At 71.6% G+C, this 2,719-nt stretch carries 6 protein-coding genes; 1 reads left to right on the top strand and 5 read right to left on the bottom strand.

Annotated features, from left to right (window positions below; genetic code table 11):
- On the bottom strand, positions 1-449 hold a 449-nt coding region (locus tag ACY35P_RS15305), incomplete at its 3' end, for a GAF domain-containing protein (RefSeq protein ID WP_462116696.1).
- Between the two features lie 118 nt (positions 450-567).
- Here ACY35P_RS15305 and ACY35P_RS15300 point away from each other — a divergent pair.
- Positions 568-834: a DksA/TraR family C4-type zinc finger protein gene (locus ACY35P_RS15300; protein WP_462116695.1), complete on the top strand. Its 267-nt coding sequence runs from the start codon at positions 568-570 to the stop codon at positions 832-834.
- On the opposite strand, the gene ACY35P_RS15295 is transcribed toward ACY35P_RS15300, so the two are convergent.
- The 4 genes from ACY35P_RS15295 to ACY35P_RS15280 all read right to left on the bottom strand — a co-directional run.
- Positions 835-1,308: an NUDIX hydrolase gene (locus tag ACY35P_RS15295; RefSeq protein WP_462116694.1), complete on the bottom strand. Its 474-nt coding sequence runs from the start codon at positions 1,306-1,308 to the stop codon at positions 835-837.
- A gap of 60 nt (positions 1,309-1,368) precedes the next feature.
- Positions 1,369-1,758, bottom strand: a complete 390-nt coding sequence (locus ACY35P_RS15290) for a hypothetical protein (RefSeq protein WP_462116693.1) — start codon at positions 1,756-1,758, stop codon at positions 1,369-1,371.
- 74 nt (positions 1,759-1,832) lie between these two features.
- Positions 1,833-2,144, bottom strand: coding sequence for a hypothetical protein (locus ACY35P_RS15285; RefSeq protein ID WP_462116692.1), 312 nt, complete (start codon positions 2,142-2,144; stop codon positions 1,833-1,835).
- 18 nt (positions 2,145-2,162) lie between these two features.
- Positions 2,163-2,719: SDR family NAD(P)-dependent oxidoreductase (locus ACY35P_RS15280; protein ID WP_462116691.1), on the bottom strand; the 557-nt coding region annotated here is incomplete at its 5' end.

Here is a 2,719-nt window from a genome sequence, read left to right as displayed (position 1 = left end):
TTCCTGGTCGAGCTCCTCGTCGAAGCTCCGCACCGAAAGGCTGACCTCGATTCCGAGCAGCAGGCTCGCCCCGAGCACAGCGTGCCGTACAGCGCGCCGTCGCCGGTGCGCACCGGCACGCTCACGAACGTGCGCAGGTCGAGCATGCGCACGAGGTCGATGTCGCCCCAGCGCTCGGCCGCATCGTCGACCTGCGTGCGGCCCTCATCCATCGCACGGCGGCAGGGCGCGTCGCGCCACGACGCCGTCATGCCTTCCTCGATGCGCAGGCCCCCGGCGTTGCGCACGAAGCGGACGCGCTGGCGGTCGCCCTGCGTGTCCACGGAGGTCAGGAACACCGACTCGAGCCCGGTCAGCGACTGCAGCATGTCGAGCAGCGGCCGGGCCAGCGCCTCGAGCGTGCGGGCCTCGTCGATCGAACGGGACATCTGGGCGAGCAGCTGGCGCACGGCGGTCTCCACGGCGGTTGCCTCGATTCTGCACGAGCCCACGGCCGCTTGCGGGCCCGTCGATGGTCGCGGCGTTCACCGGAGCGGTCCTATGCTTCCCTCCAGCGGAGGTGCAGCAATGGCGACGGGCTGGGCGGGCGACGGGGCGGTGCAGGACCAGATCGACGCGACGGTCGGCGACGCGATCCGCCGTGCGCGGAGCCGGTTGCCGCAGGGTCCGGGCCGCAGCCATTGCGAGGAGTGCGAGGCACCGATCCCCGAAGCGCGTCGCGAGGCATTGCCGGGCGTGCGGCTGTGCGTGGCCTGCCAGGAAGCCCTGGACGCGGAAGAGCGCGGATTCAGCGCCTACAACCGGCGCGGCAGCAAGGACAGCCAGTTGCGCTGATCAGATCAGCGGGCCGCCGTTGATGAGCGTATCGAGCCGATCGAGCAGCGGACGCTGGCTCTCGAGCATCATCGGACGCGCCTCGTCGAGCTCGAACCAGCGCGCGCGGTCGACCTCCGGAAATTCACTGAAGCGCCCGCTGCGCGGCGGCCATTCCATCCGGAACATCAGGCTGTTGAGCCGATCGGGATCGAAGTCGCCCTCCATCGCGAAGGCCTCGACCCACTTGCCGCCCTTCTGCCGGAGTCGCCCGAGGGGCTGCAGCGCGCCGTGTGCGGGCATGCCGAGTTCTTCCTCGAACTCGCGCCGCGCCGTCTGCTCGGGGGTTTCGCCGTCGTTCGGCCCGCCCTTGGGAATGCTCCAGGCGCCCTCGTCGCGCGCATGCCAGTACGGCCCGCCGGGATGCGCCAACAGCACGTGCAGCCCGTCGGGCTGGCGGCGATAGAGCAGGATTCCGGCGCTTTCCTGGGGCATGGATCGTCCGCGGTCGTGTCGCGGAGAGTCGCGCGACGCGCGCGTCGGGCACGTGAACCCTTACTGGGGCCGCGACGCGGCCTCGCGCTCGCCGGCACGCTCGAGCCGTTCGGCTTCGAGCACCTGCAGGTAGGCCTCGAGGTCGAGGCCGGCGTCCTGCGCTTCGGCCGCGGCGGGGCTTTCCAGTGCGGCGGAGATGCGCATCGACAGCGGCACCTCGTCGGTCGAGAGCATCACCCGCGCGTGCCGCAGCATCGCGATCGCCATGCCGGCGCTGTCGGTCGCGGTCATGACGCGGCCGCCGATCACCAGCGCGAAGTCGTCGGCGCGTCGCGCGATGCCGCCGACGATGCGGCCATCCCCGGTGAGCAGGTGCGCGACGGCAGGAAGCCCGCGATCGCGGCCGTCGGGGCGGCGGCGGGGATGGCGCGGAGGAGACGAGACGGGCATGGCGACGGACCGGGGCAGGGCGCGCAGTCTGCACGCCCGGGCCGCGCTTCGCGAGCCCGGACGGCCGGCCGCGTTCAGTCCTGCAGGCTGTTGCCGCCGTCCCGCGGGTCGCGGTCGACGTCGCTGCGGCCCGCCGACGCGCGCGTACCCGAGGTCGATCCCGCTGGCGGCGATGCGCCGGCGCCCACGTCGGCGCGGTCTCGCGCGCCAATGCCCGTGTCGTGGTCGGGGACCTGTTCGTCGCCGCCGCCCGCAGCGCGACGGCGCGCCTCGTCCACCGCCTGCTGCGCCTCGATCGCCGACTGGAGGCCGGCACGATCGCTGCCGACCAGGCTGCCGGCGCCGTAGCCGGCCTTCTCTTCGTTTCCGGAATCCCGTGTGTTCATCGATCCATCTCCTTCGGGTCAGTGGCTCGGGCGCTGCCGTTCCATGTCGAGGCGCTGCAGGATGCTGCCGTGCACGCCCGTACCGATCGCGATCGGCCGATGCAGGTTTCCGGCCTCGATCGGCGCCTCCGGTGCCTGTTCCATCTGGATGTACTGTTCCATCGCGCCGGTCACCCCGTGTGTCACGGACCGGGCGAGGCGCTCGGCGATCACCGATGCGGCGGCCGACATGCCGACGGTCACTTCGTCCTGCGGGGTCTCCACCACGCCGACGATCGCTTCGACGACCTCTTGCGCATCCGTGATCGGGAACGGCTGCAGCGTGTGGCCGGTGTAGTTCGCCGCATGGTCGAAGAACGGCGTGTCGGCGGCCATCGGCAGCACCGCGCAGATGCGGATCTCCGGAACGTCCTGCGCCGCGACTTCCTGCCGGAGCGCATCGCAGAGGCCGATGATTCCGTACTTCGTCGCGCAGTACGACGCGTAGTACGGCGCCGGCGTGCGGCCGAGCATCGAGGCGATGTTGATCAGCGTGCCGCGGCCGAGCTTGCGGAACTCGCGCATCGCCGCGTGGC

Source organism: Lysobacter xanthus (assembly GCF_047159895.1).
Note: the sequence above shows the minus strand (reverse complement) of the source record. Positions and strands in the feature narration are given on the sequence as shown.

What these genes read in the sequence shown, in the direction of transcription:
- ACY35P_RS15300 (WP_462116695.1), top strand. Translation starts at nt 568, where the DNA reads ATGGCGACGGGCTGGGCGGGCGACGGGGCGGTGCAGGACCAGATCGAC.
- ACY35P_RS15285 (WP_462116692.1), bottom strand. Translation starts at nt 2,144, where the DNA reads ATGAACACACGGGATTCCGGAAACGAAGAGAAGGCCGGCTACGGCGCC.
- ACY35P_RS15290 (WP_462116693.1), bottom strand. Translation starts at nt 1,758, where the DNA reads ATGCCCGTCTCGTCTCCTCCGCGCCATCCCCGCCGCCGCCCCGACGGC.
- ACY35P_RS15295 (WP_462116694.1), bottom strand. Translation starts at nt 1,308, where the DNA reads ATGCCCCAGGAAAGCGCCGGAATCCTGCTCTATCGCCGCCAGCCCGAC.